Consider the following 20,211-nt stretch of genomic DNA (forward strand, 5'->3'; position numbering starts at 1 on the left):
TGATTCGGATCACGTAAAAAGAACTTTCACAGTATGCAACATCCCCTATAACTTCCTGGAAAAGGTGAGCATTCACCCTCTTATCTGGATAAAAATTACATGCAATTATTTCAACATCTGGGGTGGTTCTTCCGCCGCTATTGGTTTACTTATTCGCTTGCGCTGTTAATGCTTTTTACCGTTGCCATGATCAATATGGCAATCCCATGGTTTATCGGTCAGGCGATTGACCGCTTACTTGAAACCCGCGAAATGGCTCAGGTGGAATACTACCTGCTCGGATTATTACTCGCCAGTATTACTGTATACCTCTTACGCTACGGCTGGCGGCGTATGCTGTTTGGTACATCATATAAACTCGGAAATATTCTGCGTCGGCGCTTTTATCAACGCCTGACCCGTCAGGGACAGGCCTTCTATAACAGCCACTCGACCGGAGATCTGATGGCTCGGGCCACCAATGACATCGATGCGGTTGAAGTCGCCGCAGGCGAAGGTATTTTATCCGGTTTTGACGGGCTGCTGACCTTTATTCTGGTCCTGATCATGATGTTTGTTTTCATCGACTGGCGGCTGGCAGCTCTGGCGATTCTGCCGTTTCCATTTATGGGTATCGGGTTCTACCACTTGTCCAGCCGAATTCATCATCAGTTTAAAGAAACGCTGGATCGGTTCTCATCCCTGAATGAGCAAACCCAGCAGGCAATGACCGGTATCCGGATGATCAAATCGATGGGACGTGAATCCATTGAAGCCGGACAATTCGACCAAATAGCAGAACAGGCAGCCAACAGCACTTATAAAGTGCAGCGCTCGGAAGCAATGTTCAGTCCTATTATCCATATGAGCCTGGGCTCTGCTCTGCTCATCGTTCTGTTGGCCGGTGGCTGGCAAATCCATGAAGGTCACTTAACCGTTGGTCAGTTAACCAGCTTCACCATGTACCTGTCGGAACTCATCTGGCCGATGTACGCTTTTGGCTGGCTAATGAATATCTTACAGCGTGGTAATGCCGCGATTGAACGTTTAGATGAATTACTCAATCTGGAAGATACAATCGAAGACAAAGGTCAGGCATCTCCTGAAGGCTACAGTATTACCGTCGATCAACTCACATTCCGCTATCCGGAGACCAGTCATCCAAACCTGAAGGATATCTCATTTCATCTGGGAGAAAATCGTGTATTTGGTATTGCCGGAGCCACAGGAGCAGGAAAATCAACACTTCTGCAATTACTGATGCGCTACTGGGAGTCTGACGAAACAGCCATTCAGATATCAGCGGCATCCATCCAGCAGATTCCGCTGGCACAGCTCCGTTCCCTCTATGCCTACGTTCCTCAGGATGCATTTCTATTCAGTACCAGTATTATGGAAAACATTCGTATGGGCCGCCCTGCTGCAACTGATGAGGATGTCTATCAGGCTGCCCGACTCGCTGCAATTCATGATGACATCCGGCAGTTTCCCGATGGTTATCAGACCATGGTCGGAGAACGGGGTGTCACTTTGTCCGGCGGACAACGCCAACGTATTTCAATCGCCCGGGCGTTGATCAGTAATGCACCAATCCTGATTCTGGATGATGCACTTTCCGCAGTTGATATCCAAACGGAAAAAGTCATTATCGGACACCTGCGACAACGGCAGGCTCAAACCTTAATCATTGTCAGTCACCGACTATCGGCTATTGAACATGCCGATGAAATTATTGTGATGTCTCACGGTGAAATCATTGAAAGAGGCCACCATCATCAATTGATCTCAGGAGATGGCTGGTATTCACGTATGGCCGCTTATCAACAGATGGAACAGGCAATGGAGAATGCGTCCTGATGAGCAACGAGAAACAAAAGATGCATGAGAAAAATTCCGGTTCATTACGCCTGCTGATGAGCTATGTTTTTGCAGATAAAACCTTATTTATCAAAACACTGATACTGGTAGTAATCGCCACCGGGTTTGATGTACTGGGCCCGATGCTGAGTAAAGTCTTTATCGATGACTTCATTGTCCCGGATCATTATCCGTTCTGGCCGATCATTGGCATTATAAGTCTGTTTATTCTATCAACACTGCTAGGGACCTATCTTAAGTATCAGCAAACCCTGCGGTTTCTGGATATGGCGTTAAATGCTGTCCTAGATATCCGCAAACGGGTCTTTAAGCATGTGCTGACCTTACCGATGTCCTACTTCGATTACGCCCGTACCGGGCAACTGGTCAGCCGGATTACCAATGACACAGAGTCAATCAAAGACATTTACGTTCAGTTTCTGTCAAATGTGCTGGCCAATATGATTCTGCTGGCGGGAATTCTGACTGCAATGGCGATTTTAGACCTTCAGCTCATGCTGGTCGCCCTGCTCCTGATTCCCACAGTCGTGGCTCTCATTTACCTATATCAGCGTTTCAGTGTCAAAGTTGTCACAGAAAGTCGTCGTCTGCGCTCAGATATTAATGCAACCATTAACGAATCGATCAGTGGTATGGCTGTCATTCAGGCGACAAATCAACAACAGGCGAAACTTTCCCAGTTTGACCAAATCAATGGTCATTACTATGACACCCGTCTGAGAACGATCACGATTTCGTCTCTGCTGCTACGTCCGGCCATCAACTTATTAAGCATTCTCGTATTAGGTGGCGTTGTGTGGTTTTTTGGTCTGAAAGTGGTTCAGGGTGTTGCTGAAATCGGGGTCTTATATGCTTACCTGAATTATCTGGGCCGGTTTTCCGAACCTCTGATTGAAATCACTCAGCGCTTTAGCCTGTACCAGCAGGCGATTGTGGCCGGTAACCGGGTCTATGAATTACTTCAGGAACCCTCAGCACAGACAGAAAAAGGGAAATATTCCCATATTGATTCCGGTCGGCTGACGATCAAAAACCTGAATTTTGCTTACCAGAGCAACCATCCGGTTTTGCAGGATATCAACGTCGAAGTGAATTCCGGACAATTCTTTGCGGTCGTCGGACACACCGGCAGTGGTAAAAGTACCTTATTGAGCTTGTTGCTGAACTTCTATCAACCCCAGTCAGGCAGCATCTGTATTGATGATCATACTCTGGATGATTTTAGTCATGACACTTTACGTCAGGGTGTCGGTTTTATTCCACAGGATCCCTTTATTCTCGCTACGACCATTTTTGATAACATCGATATGGGACGGAATCTCAGTGAGGAAGCCGTACACCGGGCAGCCCGGCAGGCCCATCTTCATGATGTGATCATCGATATGAGTGACGGTTATCAGACACAATTGGGTGAAGGTGGTTTACGCCTCTCAACAGGGCAACGCCAGCAGTTGATTATTGCCCGGGCGTTAGCCGGATCACCTAAAGTTCTGTTGCTTGACGAAGCAACAGCTAACGTCGACAGTGAGACTGAACAGGTCGTACAACGGGCACTGAACGATCTGCAAGGCAAAGTGACCCTGATTGTTGTCGCTCACAGACTGTCCACCATCCACCATGCCGATCAGATTCTGGTTCTTGATCAGGGGCATTTAGTCGAACAAGGCAATCACCATCACCTAATGACCATACCGAAAGGACGGTATCGCGCTATGTATGAGTTACAACAACAGGAACAGAAAGTGGCTCAGGCCGCAATGTAATTTGAAGGAAAATCCCAAGATAACCGTGTGATTCTTTAATGACATGTTGAGGTCGAATAACAATGTGATTTTAAGTGACAATGTCACTTAGCAAATGACTGACGGGAACAATAATGTTCCCGTCTGCGTTTGAACTTCAGCTTCTTTTAGTGGCAGCAACGCCCTTTACCATGACCATGTCGCTGCCGCGAATGTGAATGGTTTTCATGATTAAGGCCCTCACAGCAACGGTTTCCCCGGCAACCGTGATGATGAACGGTATCATGGTTGTCATGCTGATTGTGCTCACAACAGCCTCCCCGTTCTTGTTTCGTTTGATAATTTACCGATAGACGTCCCTGCTCTGTATTGGTCAGAGGAATCAATCCGGAATCAGCCTGAATCATACTTTGAATATCCTGACGACCGGCGTGGGTCTGAAAGACAGCAAAACGGTTTTCAAGTAGTTTTCCCAGCATTCTCTGACCGATATTACGGACAATGACCCGGGCTGTCTGTTCGCTTTGTAGCAGAGCCAACAGTGCAGATTTTCCAGCACAACCGGTATTCAGGGCGGGATTTTCTTTCTGCGACAGAACTTTACCGGACTCATTGATAAAGATAAAGCTGTCTGCCTTGGTAAAATGGTTAGCAATGCGTGCTTCTTTCATTGGAATAGCAATAATCATCAGAAATAGCTCCTGTAGTGAGTGTTGATCAGGCTCAGGCTCAATCTGCAAATGAACCCGGTCAAAACGATAAACTGTCATCACTTTCCACTATAAGAGGAATCCACCATAAGAGAGAATTTCACATGACAGTTAATTGGCATATGCTATTTATAGCTCTATTTTTTGGCATATGCAATATATAAAAACAGAAATACACACAACGGAGTATTGGAGCAATCCCCTCAGATAACAAAGCACATCAACGGAATCATCATTGTCTATGGTTGGACAAATCCCCGAGCCCAGAATTGATTGTGAGCCCGGTCGCTGCCGGAAGAAAATGAGGAGGTTATTCTGCGTGGTGTAGCATCATCAATGCCTTACCATTGACTAAACAGTCGACAACTTTAAAACGGGCTGCTTTGACCAGATTGGCCAGTGTCTGACGGGAAACTCCCATTTCTACCGCTGCGTCCTGCTGAAGCATTCCCTGTAAATCAACCAAACGGAGTGCTTCAAATTCATCCGGTGCCAAATCAATATTCTCAAGCTGACTCATAGGAATTCCATTCGGTTTGAAACAACTATCAGCAGGTTTACCACAGATAATCCGGGGAATTTTGTTACGGCCCATCAATCACTCCTTCATGTATAGATAAATCACCAGCCATACTAATCGACTAATGCTAAAGTCGGTAGTTTTTAGCAAAAAATTCCTTAGCAGAAAGTAACACATCATCCATAGTACTTGACAAAACGAACCATCAAACGACTAAAAGCTCTAATGACTCAATGCTTAGTTATGCTTCTTCCTGAATTCTAATATAACCAATGAAGTATAAAACAATGTAGTCACATCTTCTTTTCACACAAAAGGTTGGCATATAAATAACTTCGCTATTAAAGAATCATTCTGATATGATCAAGGCAGTTATCTGTACATTCACTGAAACATACAGATATAGTATAAAAAATATACTAACGCTTCACTAGCATATACCTCCTTTTCCTATATGTTATATACTTAGAAAGAATGGAGAAGCACAAATCTGAAGCAAAAATAATTTAAGCATGTTCTTTTTGATGGTGATATTTCATGAGTAAAGGCTTGATATCAAAGTTACAGTTGTTTAGAGATGATTTTAGATTCTGGTTGGGGAAAATACTTTTCGATGTTCACAAAAAAGAATTCGATCATAACGGAATAAAGGTTTTCCTATTTATCCGGAATGACTCTAAATATGGAGATTCGATCATATCATCATTTGCGCTCAAAGCCATCAAAGAAAATATACCAAACTCAGTAGTTAAAGTTATCTCATCACATAATACACGTGAATTTTATCAGAAAATGGATTTTGTCGATGAAGTCTATTCTTTAAATAAACGGCCTTCATATTCTGAAATAATCAAACTAGTCAGAGAAGTAGGAAAAGTTGATATTGCGATTAATGCTCAAGATATAATGAAGATGAAAGATCTATTTCTTCTGAGAAAAATATCTGCTGAAGCTAATGCCGGCATATTATCTGATGTAAAAATGTACAACCTTCTCCTCAAAAATGATGGGCACTATGTTGAAAGATTTAATAGCCTGCTATCATCATTTAATATATCAGAATATGATAAATCATATATTGTTCCACTATCATCGAGTTGTCGGGAAAGAATAAGTCATCAATTCAAAAATAGGAAAGTTGTTTTTTTCAACCCATTTGGCAGTAATAAGTCAAAGAGTATGAATGAGGAAACCATTTGTAAAATGATTCCCAAATTAGCTAGTCATGGACTCTCTGTATTTTTATCTTCATCACCTAACACATCTGATTTAGTGGGCAGAATATGTGCTAAATTTGATAATAATGTTTTTTATGACGAAAAATGTGCGTCAATTGATGATGTAGCAACACATATTAGTCTGAGCGACTTTGTTGTTTCTGTAGATACGGCAACTGTTCACATTGCTACCGGGTTGAAAAAGAAAACACTTGCCATATATCACCCCGACATGTCATCTTACACAAGATGGCATCCGAACAATCCTCAATCTCGTACTTTATTTTCCAAAGAATTACACAATGTAAATGTATTTGATGAGGAAGAACTACAACATTTATTGTCTATGACAATAGATTAAAATAATGTAAATATAACCAGTTAATCTATATTTAACTGGTTTTTTAGTAAACATAATAAAAGAATATAATTTTATTTATAGAAAATAAGAGGAATAAATCCGCTCACTCTTTGCAAGTTTTGATATTGGGTTACTGCAATCTCAAAGATCACGTCATCAACATATCTACTCCCACTCTCACATGGCTCTACAGCAATCCAAACAATAAGCTATTCATTTTCTGATAGGAAATTTGCGCACAGCATCTGATTTTTCAACAACTACCTGTGTCCATACGTGACTCACTACATATTTTTTCGAACAATAACTCATCATATTGCATATTGGCATACACTATTCGTATCCAGAGTATTCTCTGAAAAAATCCTTAACTTGACTCATAAAGAATCATTCCCTGACTCAGGAGAAATGAAATGATCACAATAAACAGAATGAGAAACACGTTGGTTGGCTTATCCGCTGGATTATTCACTCTGACGGGTCTGCTATCCTCTGCCAGTGCGGAAGTTTTCCGTACCAAGTTCGAATCCGGCTCAGACTATCTGGTCGTCGAAATACTGGATAATGACTTAGTTCATTTTGAGCTGTCTGCTGTGGGCAATAGTCCATCCACCGATTCCCCCATATACACCTCTCCGATGGTCCTGAAGACAGACTATCCGGGAGCAACTAATGTGGTGCAGAATGACAATATCATTGAAACGTCAGACATGCGCCTTGAAATCAATAAAACAAACCTGTGTATCACCCTCATTGATAAAACCAAAAGTAACGCCCAACTGACAACCGTTTGCCCGGTTAACCTTTCCCAGCCCCTGAAAGGGCTCAATATCGATCCGGGGCAGATGCAAAATGTCTATGGCCTTGGGCAGAAATTCAAACAGTTGGGTTCAGCAGACGGAGACTGGACCACACTCGGCGTCCGTGAAGGAAAAGATAACTGGGGGAATGGATTTGAGGTCTTCCAGAATGCCATGGTCGGTAACGTACAAATCCCGGTGTACTACGCTTTAGGCTCCGATCAGCGCAATTATGCACTGTTCATGGATAATGTTTACTGGCAAAAATGGGATTTCACCCAAAACTGGTGGGAAGCCCGGATGTACGGAGACCAGTTACGATTTTATCTGATGACCGGTCCTGACCTGCCTGATTTGCGTTCTGACTTTATGGAATTAACCGGCCGGCCACCAGTACCGCCACGTAATGCATTTGGCCTGTGGGTTTCTGAGTTCGGCTATGATAACTGGGGTCAGATCGACCTTCTGAAAAATGAAATGAGAGACCACCACTTCCCATTGGATGGTTTTGTTCTGGACTTAACCTGGTTCGGAGGTATCAGCCCGGAGACCAATATGGGCCGCCTGAACTGGGATCAGAATCAGGACTCACTGGTTCAGAACAATCCTTATTATTTCCCGAATCCCGGCGACAAAATCAAGCAGTATGCACAAGATCATATTCATCTTGCTGCAATCGAGGAATCTTATCTGGCTGAAACCGTTCCACCTCTGGATACGCAAACAGAAATCCCACATGATTTGATGAGTTATCTGCGTGATGGTAACAATCAATGTGACCCGTCAGTACAGAATCCTGCCGAAACCAATGGCTTCTGGGGGAATGGCTGGATGTTTGACTGGTCTGATCCTGAGCTCGATCAGTGGATACATAACCATCGTCGTTATCCCAACTTAGTCCAGCTCGGAATCAACACCCACTGGACCGATTTAGGCGAACCGGAAACTTTCAATCAGTCAGCCTGTTATGAAGGTGTAGAAACAACATCAAGCGGCATCAAAAATAAGCATGCCGATATGCACAACCTACACAATCTGTTGTGGAACAAATCGATTTGGGACGGATACGTTGATAAACAGGGACAAACAGACAATCTGGGAGTCACTAATCCCCGCCCGCTCATTCTGACCCGTTCAGGTGCCGCCGGAACGCAACGCTTCGGTGCAGCAATGTGGTCGGGTGATATCGCCTCGAATCTGCAATCACTGGCAAGTCATGCCAATGCGCAGATGCATATGTCATTCTCTGGCATTGACTATTACGGTGCAGATATTGGCGGTTTCCGCCGAGAGGTCATGCCGGGTAACAGTAGCAACGGGCCTTTTAATACCAGCTATCAGGATGAAATGTATACCCAATGGTTTGCCAACGGAAGCTGGTTTGATATTCCTATCCGTCCGCATACTGATAATGAATTCGGAACCGGCCGGGACAGTTGTCAGGATAACTTTGGTCACCGCACTCCGCCCTGCTATGAAACAGCACCGGACCGGATCGGCAAGACAGCGAGTAATCTAGCCAATATCCGTCAACGGTACGAACTTATTCCTTACTATTACTCATTGGCGTACAGAGCTTACCTGTACGGAGAACCCATGGTTCCACCACCTGTATTTTACGATCAGAACGATGTCAATCTGAGAGAAATGGGTAACGAAAAAATGATTGGCAAAGATATTCTTGTCGGTGTCGTCGCCAGCCATGGAGAATATCAGCGCGATATCTATCTTCCTCAGGGAAAATGGATCAATTATCACTCGAACGAATGGGTAAACAGCAGCGGTGAAAAATTGAATAACGTTCCGGTCTACCGTAATGGTCTGTTCCGGTTACCTGCTTTCGTCCGGGCCGGGGCAATTCTGCCACAAATGTTTGTCGATCAAAACACGCTGGATGCCTGGGGACACGAACGTGCAGGTACAAGCACACATAACGAACTGATTCTCCGGGTTTATGCCAGCGAAACACCTTCTGACTTCACGCTCTATGAAGATGATGGACTGACGCTTGATTATACGCCGGCAGGTCGCCCGCTGTATCAGTACCGGACAACCAAACTCAGACAGCAGCAAAGCAATCGTACGGTTCAGGTGACAATTGAACCCACTGTCAACTGGAAAGGGACAAACAACGTTAGTGAGTCTTATCCCAATGCTATCAATAACCGGACAAATGTTATCAAACTGATCGTGAATCAGAGTGCGGCAACGAAAGTCACTCTCAACGGAACGGTACTCACGCAATATTCAACCCAGCAAGCTCTGGATTCGGCAAACAGTGGCTGGTACAACGCGGGGCATCAACTCATCGTGGCAAAATCGGGAGCTCTCGATGTGAATACCAGCAAAACGTTCGTTTTTGAGCTCGAAGCCACACAACCGGTTACATCAGTAAATTTTGTGTGTGATAACGGTGTGACTACCTTAGGGCAAAGTATCTACGTGACCGGTAATACAGAACAACTGGGCAACTGGGATCCGGCCCGGGCAGTAAAACTCTCACCCAATATCTATTACGATTATATTCAACGGACTGATCTGACTCTACCGGGGCCAACCAACCCCGTCTGGACAGGAGTAATTCGCGATTTGCCGCCAGGAACAGATATCGAATGGAAATGTATCAAACGGGATGAAACCGATCCGGCGCAGGTACAGTGGCAACCGGGTAATAATAATCAGAAAACAACTGCGGCATCAGGCTATGCCGGAAATAGCTATGGTAGTTTCTGAATATTCGACAAAAAATAATTTATTCTTACAAGGATCTTAATCTTACTGTCTGGGGCTTCGTAAAATGGACGAAGCCCCAAAACCATGAATTTCCAGACACTCAAGCATATAAAACAGCTCCTGTGTCAATTGGTTTTACTCAACAGAGTATTCTTACTCACTCTAAAATCGTAGCTGTACCTGATTACTTTGCGTAACTATCTGTGTATTCTAAAATGCGTAGCCAACTGTACACCATCCCATTTGCAGTCCCTTTGTGTTTCGTCATAAACAACAGATACATCCTTTTGGGACATCAAGGCTGCCAAAGCTAACGACAACATATCTTTTGCATCATCATCAGATACAGGCCAATAAAATTTCCCGCTAATACCACAAGGATTATCTGCAATGGTGGTATCAATAACATTATAACCATTGTGAGAATAAACATTGACAACCTTACCCAACCCCGACCATTTGGCCAAAGCACTTTGAGAAACACACAAAGCAGCAATCAAAAATACTAATTTTTTCATTTATATACGCCTACATTATAAAGTTAATATCTATAACAACACAGATAAGCTACAGCACAGAGCTTTAGCTATTCAATACTCAAAAACACCATGGAAACTTATTTCTGTGCTTATGCTTTGTTATGTGTGTAAAAACAGCCTAATTGAAAGAGGTTGTATAGATGTAAACACTGTAACAAACACAATTGATAGAATTACATAATAACGGAAACAAATGGCAAAATACAATAGTGAACAGCTCTGTAATAGCAGATAACTATCCATTACAGAATAAAATTGTGTATATATTTTTTAAATCAATGACTCACACGACTTAACTTCAGTATAAAAGATGAAGAAAAACAATTAGGTATATTTTCGCTTCAGGAATTATATAAAACTGATTGAATGATTAAAAAATATTCCGAAGAAAATAAATATTATCAGTTCAGCTAAAGATCACCCAAGCATAAGAATACGACATATCACCTCAACTATCAGAAAATCATAGAGATTTATATTCACTAACAATAGTGTTAAAATAATTTAATTTTGGAATCCACTCTTCCCCAAAAACTTCACTTCTATCAATTAATTCTCTGGACCTCGTGACTGCAAAATAATTCTTGCTGACAAAACCATCTTTAAAACTCACCCAGCTCTCACACACTTTTCTAAGAATTTACTAATGACATAAGAATAAATATTTAAATTTTATTTTCATCTCAGTCAATATATAGCATTAAGAATAAACATAATTATATGAACATTACAAAAGTAACACTCACATAATAGATATATAACCACCATTAGAGCCATGCCACTAGTCATTGATTTAAAAAACAAAAATAAACATCAACAACAAAATATCAGGATATTACCCCAACTCTAACTTTACATAAAAACACAAATACAACATAATAAAACCCAATCATTATTAAACTATAAAAACAAACATATCAGTATATTTAAAGCAAATGATAGTTTACTTTAAATAACTTGACGCGTCCTAATTTAAGCAATTTCATCAATAACGGGAATGCTTATAAAGGATCTATTACACAACAAAATGGAGTTCACTTAATGAATAACAAGACAAGTTTATTAATTAGTGCAGTATTAGGAAGTATGTCATCTCTGGCTTATGCTCACTCTCTGGATGTTACTGTAACCCCTTTAAATCAATCTTATGCAGAAGGAAATGATGTAAAAGTCGAGTTAACCATTACCAACACAGGACAAGAGAGTGTTGATGTCTTAAATTGGTACCTGATCAATAACAATAAACTGCAGAAAAATGCATTTACAGTCACCGTAGATGGCGAAGCCGTGACGTACACAGGACCGATCATTAAGCGCTCAGCACCAACATCCAAAGATTATATGACATTGTCTTCAGGTCAGACTGTTACCCAAACTGTCGATCTGTCTTCCTTCTATGATATGACGCAGAAAGGCACATATAACGTGCAATTCAATGTCAGCGCATTAGATTTAGTCAAATCGGAAGGAAAAGCGAAGCTTCAGAGCGAAGACAAAGTACAGACATTAAGCTCAAATGATGTGAGCTTCTGGGTCGAGGGTGTTAGCCCAAAGGTCGCAACCATCAATAACTCAGCGTTGTTTGATACAGCGACTCTGGCAGGCAGAATTGACTATGTCGGCAGTTGCTCGAACAGCCAGAAAAGTCAAATCAATTCAGCTGTCAGTGCAGCCCGGAATATGTCCGAATCAGCTTATGATTACTATCGTGCAGGTCAACGAACCAGCCGCTATACAACTTGGTTTGGCTCATATTCAAGCAGCCGTTACAACACCGTATCGAGTCACTTCCAGAAAATTTCAGATGCTCTGGTAAACCGGACAGTAACAGCGGACTGTTACTGTGAAGGTGATCTTTCAAGCGCATATGCTTACGTCTACCCGAATCAGCCATACCACATCCACTTATGTAATGCATTCTGGTCTGCACCGGTCACAGGGACAGATTCAAAAGCGGGAACACTGATTCATGAAATGAGTCACTTTAGTGTCAATGGTGGCACAGATGATGTGGCTTACGGACAGTACAATGCTCGTCGCCTGGCGCAATCATCACCAAGTCAGGCTGTAAACAACGCAGACTCTCACGAATACTTTGCTGAGAACAATCCAAGATTGTAATAACTTTACCTCTGCTGACCGAAAGCATCGAAGCGATGCTTTCGGTTTTTCTCGGTCCGCTCTCTCGATATATTCAGCTTAAATTCTGGTGCAGCGAATAAGACATCATGCCAAGAAAAGCCACCAAGCCTAAATACAATACTGCGTAATTCACTCTGTCATTAATATCTGCCCGGTAATATTCCTCAGGAAGAGAATTATCAGGCCAGATAGCCCGTTTGATTTGCGGGTAAGCGAGCACAGCGATCAGGATTAACATCGGGCTGTGATTATAAAAAAATAGCCCGACCAGTAATGGTAATCCCAGCAACCAGACTTTAGGTGAGATAATGGCTGTAATTCGGCCACCGTCCAGTGGCGATACAGGAATCAGGTTAAACAGATTGAGCATACAACCAACGTAGGACAACACCATCAGCAGTTGACTGCCATATTCTCGTCCCAACCAATAACAGCCCATGGCCGCAGCTGTTCCGGTAACCGGTCCGGCCAGAGCAACATAGGCTTCTGTCTCCACATTCATTGGCTGCTCTTTGAGTTGAATCCAGGCACCAACAAATGGAATAAATGTTGGTACTCCAACATTCAGTCCACGCTGACGCGCAGCAACATAGTGACCCAGCTCGTGTACCAGCAGAAGCAGAACAAATCCCACCGCATAAGGCCAGCCAAAAATCCATGAATAAGCCAGCATAGACAGCAACATGGTGCCACCTGTAGTCAGCAATTTTCCAAATTTCAGGCCACTAAAAATAGCCAGCAGGATTTTCATTCAATACTCACTTATAAATCGGATTACTTTGATTTTTTGCCGAACAGTTTTGCCAACAGGCCACCCACCGCAAGCACACCTATGATAATTATTTTCTTAAAGGCGATCAGCAAGGCTAGCAACTTCGCAAATAGTCCCATTTTAGCAGCGACACCACCGGCAACCAACGCAGCAAGGCCATACTCAGCAACATGGTCCGTATTGCTGTCAAAATCATCATAACGGTTGCCCTGAGTAAATTCTGTCAGTGACAACAACTCCGGAGTTTCCTGTTTGATAGTGTCAAGCTGCTCCATTCCTGCAACGGCATTCAATACCAGAACACCTTTACGACCAAGAACGCGAATATTGTAATTCAGCGAATTTTCTTCAGTGTTATCTGTTTTATATTCTTTGGCCCAGTAAAATTTGTGAGTTGCTTTATCATATCTGGGAGACTCAGCCCAACCAACCAGAACCATAGAACCATAACCCGCTTCAATCCGGGCTTTGTTCGCAGCTTTATTTTCATCCTTCATATCATCCAGCAGATCATCATAATCAATATCGTCTGCATCAGAATCCTGAACATGTCCATCTTCCTGATAAGTGATAATCACACCCCAGCCTTCGCGACTCAGTGGGCTGGTTGTTGCGGGAATGATCATTCCCAGAGTCTCATTGCCCGGAGGATTTCCCCATGCATCCACGAGTAGACGTTCCGTGCTTTCCGGTGTCAGATATTGAAACCTATCAGACAAATTCAGTTCAGCAACACCACCCGGTAATTGAATGTAGCCAGATTGTGGGGCCAGTGAAGCCATAAACTGCTCAGCAGTCATTTGTGCTTCTGTTGTATCTGCTTCCTGATTATCTGCATAAGTATTAACGGCAAAGCAGGCCAACAATAGCCATAAGAGTTTTTTCATTGAAATAGCCCTGAATAAAGGAAATACAATTGATAATTGACGTAATAAAAGTCGGGGAATTTTAACTGATTTTCGAAAAATAAACAGGTCAAAGTAAAAAAATCAGCCGATTAATATAACAGAATGATTTTAATCAAAATTATCAGCCACATTTTCCAGGGTATATTTATTACATAAGTTTAACACTACAACTTCGCAACAAAAATCACATATAATATATGACCTTATCTATTTTTTGGTAATAGTATCTAATCCCCTACCCGAGACACCATCCATCAAAGAAAAGAATGTTATTCGTCAATAAACCAAAGCTGCAATCGGTTTTATAAATCAAAAAATATTCCAGTTCTGGTCTGTTTTCTGCTCAAGATCACTCCTGAAAATTCAACCATTGACAGAAACCTGATAGAATCATGACATTATTATTACGAAGGCTGATAGGTGTATGAAAGAAAACGTTGTTATATCAGTGTCTTCTATAAACGGAACTCGTCATTTCCATATCGGACGATGGTACCAGAAATGTATAAAAAGTGCTGGCTATCTTCTGATTGTTGCTGTGGTTGGAACTGCAGCCGTCATTTATTACCTGATGAATGAAGTTGATTTTGCTAAATCGAAGCAAAAAGAACTTGAAAGCCAGTCAATGTCTTTGTCTGAAGATGTTGCCTCGCTTAAAAAACTAAAAATCGGTTTACAAAGTGAGCTGTTAGACCGTGAAGAGAAGATGCAGACGGTATCGGATCGGCTTGGCGATCTGGAAAAGGTGTTGGGTGTAGAAGATTCGGATGACGCGACTCTTGAATCACGGTTGGACACTGCAACGATTACATCTTCAGTGCGAATGGTACTACTGAGTCAGATACCAAACGGCACACCGGTTAAGCAAACCAGAATGTCTTCTGATTATGGGCGCCGGATTAACCCGGTAACAGGAAAGACTGAATTCCACCGCGGTCAGGATTTTTCAGCCCCGAAAGGGACAGAAATTTACGCCCCCGCAGATGGAGTTGTTGAAGTTGTTCGCCCCAGTACGGTAAAAGGCTCAGGAAACTACCTGAGATTAAGACACTCGTTCGGCTTTTCCAGTTCATATTCTCATATGAATAAGTTTGCTGTTAAGATGGGCGAGTTTGTGAAGAAAGGTGATCTCATTGGTTATGTGGGAAATTCGGGGCTGAGCACCGGCCCTCATCTGCATTATGAGATTCGCTTTGTTGGACGGTCGTTAAATCCGAAACCCTTTGTTGAATGGGGGATTAATAATTTTGATACGATCTTTACGAAAGTCGGAGGAGTAAGATGGGAATCTTTGGTAAACAACGTAGAGCAAAGAGTCAGTGCTCAGTTACAACTCTCATCGCTGAAGGCTGTACCATTAACGGTCAGTTCAAAGTAGAGAACAACATGCAGGTTGATGGCCGGATTGAAGGTCATATTCATACGGACAAGACTCTGATCATTAGTGAATCCGGCTCTGCAAGTGGCGAGATCTATGCGGATCACCTGATTATCAACGGCACTTTTGAAGGCACCTGCTACGCCAGCCGGATTGAAATCTTAAGTAAAGGGCAAGTGGACGGCACACTCTATACAGAAGATCTCAGTATTGAACAGGGCGGACGCTTTAACGGTGTGGCTCAACCAGCACCGGAACAGCAAATTGTCGATTTTCAGGAAGCGAAAACAGCAGATAGTCTGGCTTCATCTCAGAAAACCGAGCCTCAGGCCAAAAAGGCACCACAGGGGCAAAAATCGTAGTCATTCGAACGCTGAACTGATCTGGCAGTTATCTGACTCACTTTGGTGTTGGTGTCTGTCAGGGTCAGTTAGCCTTAAATGACTATATCACCTAGGGTAAGAAAAACCTGTCGTTTTCCCAAGGTTTTGGCTGACCTAAAAAGGCTAGTCACTAGAGCGGAAGTCTAATTACCTTGTCAGGCATTTTGGGGCGCGGCTACAACAGTAATTCTTCGTCTATGGATATAAAATGACTCGCAGATTTCTTTAGAGAATCAGAACTCAAGCTAGCCACACCATAAACCTCAACACTCTTTCCGCGATCTTGGCGCAATTTGTCGACGAGAATATCGAAATCACCATCCCCAGAGACCAAAACAATGGTGTCCACAATATCAGAATATTCCATAGCGTCGATAGCAATGCCTACATCCCAGTCACCTTTTGCAGAACCATCTGAACGTTGTATAAATGGCTTCAGCTTCACATCAAAACCGATCGCGCGCAGTATATTTTGAAATTCCCGTTGCTTCTGATCACCCCGATCGATCGCATATGCTATTGCTTTTACTACTTTCGCATCGGCTGTCACAACTGACCAGAATTTGTTGTAATCAAATCTGCGATTATATTTTTGTCTGGTTGTGTAATATACATTTTGTACATCAACCAGAATCAAGACTCTTTTCACTATGTTTTCCCAATTTTAATATAAACCAATCTCATTAAGACCGTTCTAATAGTGTGAAGGTATAAATATGTAATCATACACAACATCACCCTTGGCTTATTTGTGCCGCCTTGCAGTGTCAAATACAGTTATATCCCTCCCTTGGTGGCGATGGTTTTTAAATTCTGACTATCCATGATAATTGGGCCTGTTCTTCGATAAAAGATATAGCGTTTCCGATACCATCTTCCTTTCTGATCTTTTCACCGATGTCTTTGGCGGTTTTGATGATAGCCTGGTTGGTTGTGGCTTCGTGCATAGCCTCCGACAGTGATGCCACATCCAGCTTTTTTTGAGGGATAGATTTTGGCCCTGCACCAATTTCATGTACACGTTGACCCCAAAATGGCTGATCACCGAAAAATGGAACAATAACAGACGGCTTTCCGGCACGTAAACCCGCGGCGGTTGTTCCTGCCCCGCCGTGATGAACGACGGCTGCCATTTTTGGGAAGAGCCAATCATGAGGAGCCTGCTCAATTTTGAAAATTGTATCGGGTAAGTCTTCGGTCTTTAACCCACCCCAACCGGTAGCAATGATCCCGCGCAGATTTGCTTTTTGTAGAGCCTCAATGACAATTTTAGCAAGTCTCTCAGGATCGCGTCCCGACATAGAGCCGAAGCCGATATAAATGGGTGGTTCTCCGGCTTCTAGAAAATCGACCAAATTCTGAGGTGGTGTCCAGTCTACGGCGTCATCCAAAAAACAGTAACCAGTGACCTGTGCACAATCCGGCCAGTCATCAGGGCGTCGCACAACGGCTTCACTATAAATATGCAGGATCGGGATATCACCACCATTTGCAGTTTTGATGGAATCAAATTTGTTAACAGGCTTTAAGCCAATCTCTTTGCGGAAATCCTGAATATATTCCTTTACAACCATGTTTGTGAGAATTCTGATTGCATGAAATGTGAAACGATTATACCAACCGCCCAGATTAAGATTAGGGAAGGCCGGAAAACGAAATGCGTCGGTTGGCACAAACATCGGTATGGGCGTTGCCAAAGTACAACCAATGCCAAGTTTTTCTGCAATAGGGACGGCAGCAAGGGCTTTGGGGTGATAAATGATAAAATCCGGATCGGCTTGCTGCGCGGCTTCCCAACTTTCTCGGAGCAAGGCTTGGTTGGCGGGTTTGACTTGTTTTTTTAATTTTATGCCCTGTTTAATGATCTCGAAGACATTATCAGCTTTTTCCATTAAATCTTTGCCGTCATCGGTATCAACAATAGAGAGCAAATCATCATTCATATAGGCGTAATTCAGATCGTGAGTTTCCACAAAGTCCTGAAAACGTACGCTGGTCGCCAGTGTTACTTGATTCCCTGTTTGTTGCAGTCCTTTGCCTAATGCTATGTATGGCTGTACATCACCACGCGATCCATATGTGAGAATGAGAATATTCATGGCGTGCCTGCTTTTTTAATCTGTTCAATTGTTAGGTCTCCAACAACCATTAATATAGCGTAACCCTCGTGAAGTAATAGATGGTGGAGATGACATATGATTTTCATCGGGCATAGTGTTAGTTTTTCACAAAACTGCTGACAAATTTATTATAGATATCAAACATTCTGTCACTACCCGGTTTTATCCAAGAGTCAGTTTTACTCATGTCATAGCCAACAGATATCGATAGAACACGATCTCCATATAGAATTGAGGTGCTTTTTAACATGAGCTGCTCCTTTCCTGTTTTTGTCTTCACGATAAAAACAATGGCGGGCTTACCGTTTATTCGCTCTCTTGAGGAGCTCACCAAAACACCTTCATCAATTGGATTAAATATGTCTTTAGCAAAACGTGGAATGAATGATCTTTCAGTTTTTTCATAGAATGCATCTTCACTCATAGTTTCAACTTTGTACCAAGTTAAGCCATAGTGTTCAGCAATATATCCATGACATTCGCGAAACCCTACTGTTTCTGAGTTATCCGAGAGGCTATCCTCAACTTTTAGGCAGAAGCCGGAATCTATAGGATTCTCCACCTGAAATTCACCGGACTCACTTACATATACACCATTATTTAGTCTTGCCTTCCAGCCTTCCACATTGGTGCAAGATGCCAATAGTACAGAAACGGTCAAAATATAAATGTACTTCACTATTCCTCCGAAAACTAAACGCCACGTTAAACGACAGAGTAATGCTTGCAAAAATGTGGAGCCGAGCAAGCAAAATGCACTAAACTCCAAACTACAACTACCAAATGTAACGTATCACCTTGATTGCTTCGTTATATTGCCATGTCATCAGATATTGCTAACTGAACAGCCTGAACAGCCTGAGCAGCATGAATTCCAGTCGTATCGTACAGTGGTACTCGTGTATGCTCTTGTTGAATAAGTAGAGCAATTTCAGTACACCCAAGTATCGCCGCTTCAGCACCTTGTTCATGCAATCCGTTTACAATATTCAAATACTGTTCTCTTGACTCAGAGCGAATAACACCCCGACACAATTCATCATAAATGATGTGAACAACTGTCTGATCACTGGTATTAGGAACAACTACATCAATACCAAATTTATCAACTAAACGACTTTTATAAAAATCTTGTTCCATTGTGAAGCGAGTACCAAGTAACCCAACTTTTTTAACTCCGTCAGCAACCAATTTATTGGCTGTTGCATCGGCAATATGCGCCCGGTTTAGTTGCTGCCAACACAATAACCAACTTTCTGCAATGCGCCGTAACCACAAAACCGTTTGGAACTACAAATGCCCCGCGTTGACAGTCGGCTTAAACCGATTGCTATAAGTGTGTTTCAGATTACCATGTTTTGTCTAAATCGTTGGCATAGAGTGATATTGTTTGTTGATACCTTTTTATTTCATCATTATCCGTTGCTGAAACCAACAGCTTTAATAATAGAGATACCGCTTCTTTATGCCGACCCACATTGTATAAACACATTGCATAGAATGGCTGAACCTCCGCCGAATCGGGAAACTCAGCCAATGTTTGCTCGAAGCATTTCAGAGCCTTAGGATAATCACCAAGGCTACGTAAAGTACAGGATAAGCCAAAGAGTGAATCAAAACGCTCAACTGCGGACAAGCTACCCGATAATGCCAACTCGTAGTATTTGATAGCTTCTTGTTCCTTCCCCTCATTGTCGTAAGACCAAGCTATTTGTAAACTCGCTTTCGCTTTGTACTCGGCAATATTTAATAAAGGAAACAATAAATTTCTGGATTCATCATACTTCCCTGCTTTTCTCGCTTCTATCGCTTTCTCAATGACTGAATCCATTATCCACCTCAGCGTTTAATCGCGGTAGAGCCCCACTACTGAGACGGCCCCGCACAGATCCGGACATGCGGAATTACCAATTACCGCATCCGACTCTTCAGTTATACAAAATGACCTCAAGATGCAGTTTCAGCGAGAATCACTGGGCTCAGAGGCAAGGCAGAGATTGAAGACACTCTGAATCCTGCATCTTGAGGT

16 protein-coding genes and 1 pseudogene are annotated in these 20,211 nt (G+C 42.6%); 7 read left to right on the forward strand and 10 right to left on the reverse strand.

Annotation, left to right across the window (positions count from 1 at the left end):
• Positions 1 to 99 precede the first annotated feature (99 nt).
• Positions 100 to 1,836 carry an ABC transporter ATP-binding protein gene (locus OCU74_RS09435; RefSeq protein WP_087479486.1) on the forward strand — a complete coding sequence of 579 codons (1,737 nt, stop codon included), beginning with the start codon at positions 100 to 102 and terminating at the stop codon, positions 1,834 to 1,836.
• Complete coding sequence (locus OCU74_RS09440; RefSeq protein WP_234993523.1) at positions 1,836 to 3,620, forward strand: ABC transporter ATP-binding protein; 1,785 nt, start codon at positions 1,836 to 1,838, stop codon at positions 3,618 to 3,620. Before OCU74_RS09435 ends, OCU74_RS09440 begins: the two co-directional genes overlap by 1 nt.
• Before the next feature lie 146 nt (positions 3,621 to 3,766).
• Here the strand turns inward: OCU74_RS09440 and OCU74_RS09445 are convergent, their stop codons facing one another.
• Together OCU74_RS09445 and OCU74_RS09450 are read right to left on the reverse strand one after the other, a co-directional pair.
• Entirely contained in the window at positions 3,767 to 4,369 is a 603-nt protein-coding gene (locus tag OCU74_RS09445) for a NifB/NifX family molybdenum-iron cluster-binding protein (RefSeq protein ID WP_200807655.1), read from the reverse strand.
• A gap of 250 nt (positions 4,370 to 4,619) precedes the next feature.
• Entirely contained in the window at positions 4,620 to 4,904 is a 285-nt protein-coding gene (locus OCU74_RS09450; RefSeq protein WP_087479487.1) for a DUF134 domain-containing protein, read from the reverse strand.
• Positions 4,905 to 5,366: 462 nt separating this feature from the next.
• Here OCU74_RS09450 and OCU74_RS09455 point away from each other — a divergent pair, with 462 nt between their 5' ends.
• A complete protein-coding gene (locus OCU74_RS09455; RefSeq protein ID WP_087479488.1) occupies positions 5,367 to 6,407 on the forward strand; it encodes a glycosyltransferase family 9 protein in 1,041 nt (346 codons plus the stop codon).
• A gap of 413 nt (positions 6,408 to 6,820) precedes the next feature.
• Positions 6,821 to 9,940: a TIM-barrel domain-containing protein gene (locus tag OCU74_RS09460; protein WP_087479489.1), complete on the forward strand. Its 3,120-nt coding sequence runs from the start codon at positions 6,821 to 6,823 to the stop codon at positions 9,938 to 9,940.
• 197 nt (positions 9,941 to 10,137) lie between these two features.
• Here the strand turns inward: OCU74_RS09460 and OCU74_RS09465 are convergent, their stop codons facing one another.
• Positions 10,138 to 10,458: a trifunctional transcriptional regulator/proline dehydrogenase/L-glutamate gamma-semialdehyde dehydrogenase gene (locus tag OCU74_RS09465; RefSeq protein ID WP_087479490.1), complete on the reverse strand. Its 321-nt coding sequence runs from the start codon at positions 10,456 to 10,458 to the stop codon at positions 10,138 to 10,140.
• A 1,062-nt stretch (positions 10,459 to 11,520) separates the two neighbouring features.
• On the opposite strand from OCU74_RS09465, the gene OCU74_RS09470 reads away from it, so the two are divergent.
• Complete coding sequence (locus OCU74_RS09470; RefSeq protein ID WP_087479491.1) at positions 11,521 to 12,600, forward strand: M35 family metallo-endopeptidase; 1,080 nt, start codon at positions 11,521 to 11,523, stop codon at positions 12,598 to 12,600.
• A gap of 73 nt (positions 12,601 to 12,673) precedes the next feature.
• Here OCU74_RS09470 and OCU74_RS09475 read toward each other — a convergent pair whose 3' ends face one another.
• Both OCU74_RS09475 and OCU74_RS09480 read right to left on the reverse strand, forming a co-directional pair.
• Positions 12,674 to 13,372 carry a site-2 protease family protein gene (locus OCU74_RS09475; protein WP_087479492.1) on the reverse strand — a complete coding sequence of 233 codons (699 nt, stop codon included), beginning with the start codon at positions 13,370 to 13,372 and terminating at the stop codon, positions 12,674 to 12,676.
• Positions 13,373 to 13,395: 23 nt separating this feature from the next.
• On the reverse strand, positions 13,396 to 14,280 hold the full coding sequence (locus tag OCU74_RS09480) for a DUF2167 domain-containing protein (RefSeq protein ID WP_087479493.1): 885 nt from the start codon (positions 14,278 to 14,280) through the stop codon (positions 13,396 to 13,398).
• Between the two features lie 445 nt (positions 14,281 to 14,725).
• On the opposite strand from OCU74_RS09480, the gene OCU74_RS09485 reads away from it, so the two are divergent.
• Both OCU74_RS09485 and OCU74_RS09490 read left to right on the forward strand, forming a co-directional pair.
• Positions 14,726 to 15,679 (forward strand): M23 family metallopeptidase, encoded by a 954-nt coding sequence (locus OCU74_RS09485; protein WP_087479494.1) that lies wholly within the window; start codon positions 14,726 to 14,728, stop codon positions 15,677 to 15,679.
• An 8-nt stretch (positions 15,680 to 15,687) separates the two neighbouring features.
• Complete coding sequence (locus OCU74_RS09490; protein ID WP_234993524.1) at positions 15,688 to 16,041, forward strand: bactofilin family protein; 354 nt, start codon at positions 15,688 to 15,690, stop codon at positions 16,039 to 16,041.
• 196 nt (positions 16,042 to 16,237) lie between these two features.
• Here the strand turns inward: OCU74_RS09490 and OCU74_RS09495 are convergent, their stop codons facing one another.
• The 5 genes and pseudogenes from OCU74_RS09495 to OCU74_RS09515 form a co-directional block, all read right to left on the reverse strand.
• Positions 16,238 to 16,711 carry an NYN domain-containing protein gene (locus OCU74_RS09495; RefSeq protein WP_087479496.1) on the reverse strand — a complete coding sequence of 158 codons (474 nt, stop codon included), beginning with the start codon at positions 16,709 to 16,711 and terminating at the stop codon, positions 16,238 to 16,240.
• A 157-nt stretch (positions 16,712 to 16,868) separates the two neighbouring features.
• On the reverse strand, positions 16,869 to 18,161 hold the full coding sequence (locus tag OCU74_RS09500; RefSeq protein WP_087479497.1) for a glycosyltransferase: 1,293 nt from the start codon (positions 18,159 to 18,161) through the stop codon (positions 16,869 to 16,871).
• 118 nt (positions 18,162 to 18,279) lie between these two features.
• Positions 18,280 to 18,861, reverse strand: a complete 582-nt coding sequence (locus OCU74_RS09505; RefSeq protein ID WP_087479498.1) for a hypothetical protein — start codon at positions 18,859 to 18,861, stop codon at positions 18,280 to 18,282.
• A 131-nt stretch (positions 18,862 to 18,992) separates the two neighbouring features.
• Positions 18,993 to 19,400, reverse strand: a pseudogene (locus tag OCU74_RS09510) (aspartate/glutamate racemase family protein); the annotation flags it as partial.
• 130 nt (positions 19,401 to 19,530) lie between these two features.
• Complete coding sequence (locus OCU74_RS09515; protein ID WP_087479499.1) at positions 19,531 to 20,013, reverse strand: tetratricopeptide repeat protein; 483 nt, start codon at positions 20,011 to 20,013, stop codon at positions 19,531 to 19,533.
• Positions 20,014 to 20,211: the final 198 nt, after the last annotated feature.

Source organism: Vibrio mangrovi (genome assembly GCF_024346955.1).
Lineage (GTDB): Bacteria > Pseudomonadota > Gammaproteobacteria > Enterobacterales > Vibrionaceae > Vibrio > Vibrio mangrovi.